The organism is Bacteroides sp. AF25-38AC, from assembly GCF_003602995.1.
GTDB lineage: Bacteria > Bacteroidota > Bacteroidia > Bacteroidales > Bacteroidaceae > Bacteroides > Bacteroides uniformis.
Window position 1 is genome coordinate 1 of record NZ_QTMD01000071.1, and the last position, 3,853, is coordinate 3,853.

Genomic DNA, 3,853 nt, shown 5'->3' on the forward strand with positions numbered 1-3,853 from the left:
ATATCACTGTTCACCTGATGGGTCAACTGGAATACAGCAGCACCGCCAAAGGCATGATCCCCTATCTTCTTCCCGCCGAAACCGCCACCGTTGCGGGCAGGAATATACACCCATTCATCCTTGCGGATAGACATGTGGCGTTTACTGGAAGGACAAATAATGATGTGGTCCCTAATCTGCCTTTTCGGATTCCCTACAAAAGCGGGAAGCATGTTGAAGCTGTCGGGACCGTCACCGTCCTTCAGATCATAACCGGCCAATGCCGCCAGTGTGGCCAGCAGGTCGACATTGCTCAACAACATGTCCGAGGTACTTCCCGCAGGCACTTTACCCGGCCACCTCACAATCATGGGAATCCGGTGACCGCCCTCCCAGGCCTCAAACTTGAAACCAAGCAGTTTCCCGCTCATGTGGTGGCCGCGCCGCCATGCCTCCTGGCCGCCACGGTTCATCATGGGACCATTGTCGCTGGTAAATATGAACAGGGTATTGTCAGCCAATCCCTCCTCTTCAAGCGTCTTCATGATTTCCCCGACAATCCAGTCCAGTTCGTGGATGGAATCACCGTAAGGACCGGCTTCACTGCTGTCCACAAAACGTTCGGCGGGTGTAAAGGGGTGGTGAATATTGGTCGTCGCATAATAAAGGAAGAACGGTCCGTCCTTATGTCCCCTGATCCATTCCACAGCCTTGTTCTTCAAGGTAGTACCCACTTCACGGTCTTTGTACAGACGGTGGGCGGCAACGGCACCTCCGATATCCTTCAAACCGAATTTCTCGTCAAACTCGGCAGTCTCGGCACGTTCGCCTCTCACAAAAGGATCATCCGGAGTATACCCGACCACGTGATGGTTTTCCACATATACAAAAGGCGGATGGCTGTTCAGAATGGGCACACCGAAATAATAGTCAAATCCAAGTTCCAGAGGCCCGGGGTAGAGTTTCTTGTTCCAGTCCATAGGCTTCTCGGTCTGAAATCCCAAATGCCACTTCCCGACAATGGCCGTTGCATATCCTGAACGTTTCATCACATCGGCTATGGTAGTCCGGGCGGTATCCACATGCAATACTTCATTCAAAAAGATAGGTGCCCACATGTCATTACGGCAGGGATATTCACCGGTAATCAACCCATAGCGCGAAGGGGAAGATACTGCCGATGAAGAGTGGGCATCCAAAAAACTACGCCCTTCTGCAGCCAGACGGTCGATATTCGGAGTCTTCACTTTGGTGGCCCCATAGCATCCTATATCCCCGTAACCCAGGTCGTCGACATTCAGGATGATGACATTGGGTTTGGCTTTCTCTGCGTTGTCGTGTCCTGCATAGGCACATAGCGGCAGGACACCAAGTCCGAGACTTAAAGGAAAAATTTTATTCATATTCATAATAATTAGATTATTTGATGGTTTCAGCAAGTTTTGCCAGTTCAAGATATTTCTTGTAGAGTTTCTCGTAAACGAGGGAACGTTTCTTATCCGGTTGATATTCAGCTTCTATATCCGACCCCATGTGTTTCGTAGCCTCACTGATATCCGGATATATCCCCGCAGCAACAGCCGCAAACATGGCTGCCCCCAGGGCGCAGGTCTGTTCCGAACGGACTACGCGGATAGGCATATCCAGCACATCTGCCAGTGTCTGCATCACGAAAGGAGCTTTCTTGCTGATGCCTCCGATGGCATTGACGAAGTCTATACGCAATCCCTGTCCTTTCATGTGTTCAACGATCCGGCGGGAACCGAAAGCAGTAGCTTCAACCAGTGCCCGGAAAACTTCCGGTGCGGTGCTGCCCAGGGTAAGGCCTGCAATGGCTCCTTTCACATTCTGGTCGGCATCAGGAGTACGTCGGCCATTCATCCAGTCCAAAGCGACAACACTGTCTTCCGAGGGTTCCACAGCCTGGGCTTCACGGGTCAGTTCGACCAGCATGCCGTCCAATACTTTCTGCTTCTCCTCACCGTCAGGGATGTTTTTCAGTGTCCATGCCAGCATTTTCTTGAACCAGGCGTAGATGTCTCCGAAAGCCGACTGTCCGGCTTCGAAACCGACGAATCCCGGAAGCACCGAACCGTCCACCTGGCCGCAGATTCCCTTGATACAGCGTCCGCCTACCTCGTCTTTGCCGGCAACCATGATGTCGCAGGTGGATGTTCCCATGATGCGTGTCAGTATACCCGGGGCTACCAAAGCCCCTACAGCTCCCATATGTGCGTCCAGTGCCCCTACGGCTACGGCAATACCTTCGGACAATCCGAGCTTCTCTGCCCATTCAGCAGTAAGTGTACCCGCTACGGTATCGCTGGTATGCGTCTGCGTGAAGAGATGCGGCAGCATTTCGGCAAGTGACGGATTAAGTTCCGAGAGAACTTCAGCGCAAGGAAGCCCCCGGCTTTCATGCCACATTGCTTTATGGCCAGCGGCACAACGGCTACGGAAAACTTGTTCAGGCTTAGTATTACCCGTAACCAGCCCCGTCACCCAATCACAGTGTTCCACCCAGGCATAAGCAGCATTCTTTATTGCGACGTTCGTATTGATAACATGCAATACTTTCGACCACACCCATTCTGAAGAATAAGTACCTCCTTCGTAAAGCAAATAATTGAGATTACGCTCTTTGATCAGTGCATTGATCTGTTCAGCCTCACGAACTGCCGTATGGTCTTTCCAAAGAATGAACATGGCATCCGGTTCTTCAGAGAATTCAGGCTGCAGCGCTAATGGCATTCCCTCAGAATCGGTCAGAGCAGGAGTACTGCCGGTAGTATCAAAGCATAGTCCGCATACTGAAGCCACTTCTCCATCTGCCAAATTGGATAAAGCTACATGCACAGCCTCTGTCATGGATTCAATATAATCCAATGGATGCTGACGATAGCGGTTACTGTGTGCATCGCAATAAAGCCCCGCTTTCCAACGGGGATAAAAACTTACCCCCGTAGCCATTTCACGGCCAGTATATGTATACACTACCAGTGCACGACAAGAATCCGTACCAAAATCAAGACCAATAACGTATTTCTTGTTTGATTCCATACTCTAAAGCATTATTTGGTTGTTAACTCTTGTTTTCTTGCAATGAAGAACCCATAATAGGCAATCACTGCAAAAGCAACGGCCGGTACAGCATATGCAGCCATAATACTACCTGTCTGGTCGGAGACAATACCCTGGATTTGGGTCAGAACGGCAGCACCGGCAATAGCCATTACCATGAATGAACCTCCAATCTTAGTATCATCCCCCAAACCTGTAAGACCAAAACCATAAATGGTCGGGAACATCAATGACATACATCCGGAAATACCCATCAGGCAATAGACGCCGAAACTGCCCTTACCGAACATGGCACCCAAACAACACATTACAGCAAGAAGCGCAAGTCCTATCAAGAGTTTATAAGCTTTCACGTACTTCATCATTGCAGTGCATACAAACCTCATGGTCACAAAGAGAATGAGCGACATGATATAGTAAGTGGCCGCAGCCTGTTCTGCCGTACGCGGCAGCAAGTCATCCAATCCAAGCCATTCACAACAATTATAGAATGCGGCAGCTACCGGTTCCACTCCCCGTAATGCATTTACAACAGCATCTGCAGAAGCAGAATCTCCTAAAGAAGCCAATACACCGTCAAAATTCAGCTGTACCATAGCATAACGGATCACGAATGACCATACGGCTATCTGTGCACCAATATTGAAAAATTGTGCTATTACACCCCATACATAATTCTTATTGTTTATAAGACGACGAAGAGTGGCACCAAACTCTATTTTTTCACCTTTTTCACTAAGATTGGGCATTCTGGTAAGCCGGATGGCAAGCAAGAGCACCAACATCACCAGAC

General features: G+C 49.6%; 2 protein-coding genes and 1 pseudogene. All 3 read right to left on the bottom strand.

Annotation, left to right across the window (positions count from 1 at the left end; all coding sequences use genetic code 11):
- On the bottom strand, positions 1 to 1,382 hold a 1,382-nt coding region (locus DWY55_RS21640), incomplete at its 3' end, for a sulfatase family protein (protein WP_165859537.1).
- Between the two features lie 16 nt (positions 1,383 to 1,398).
- On the bottom strand, positions 1,399 to 3,039 hold the full coding sequence (locus tag DWY55_RS21645; protein ID WP_120178400.1) for a ribulokinase: 1,641 nt from the start codon (positions 3,037 to 3,039) through the stop codon (positions 1,399 to 1,401).
- A gap of 11 nt (positions 3,040 to 3,050) precedes the next feature.
- Positions 3,051 to 3,853: pseudogene (locus DWY55_RS21650) on the bottom strand (glucose/galactose MFS transporter); the annotation flags it as partial.

Coding starts and splice junctions, on each gene's coding strand:
- DWY55_RS21645 (WP_120178400.1), bottom strand. CDS start 3,039: ATGGAATCAAACAAGAAATACGTTATTGGTCTTGATTTTGGTACGGAT.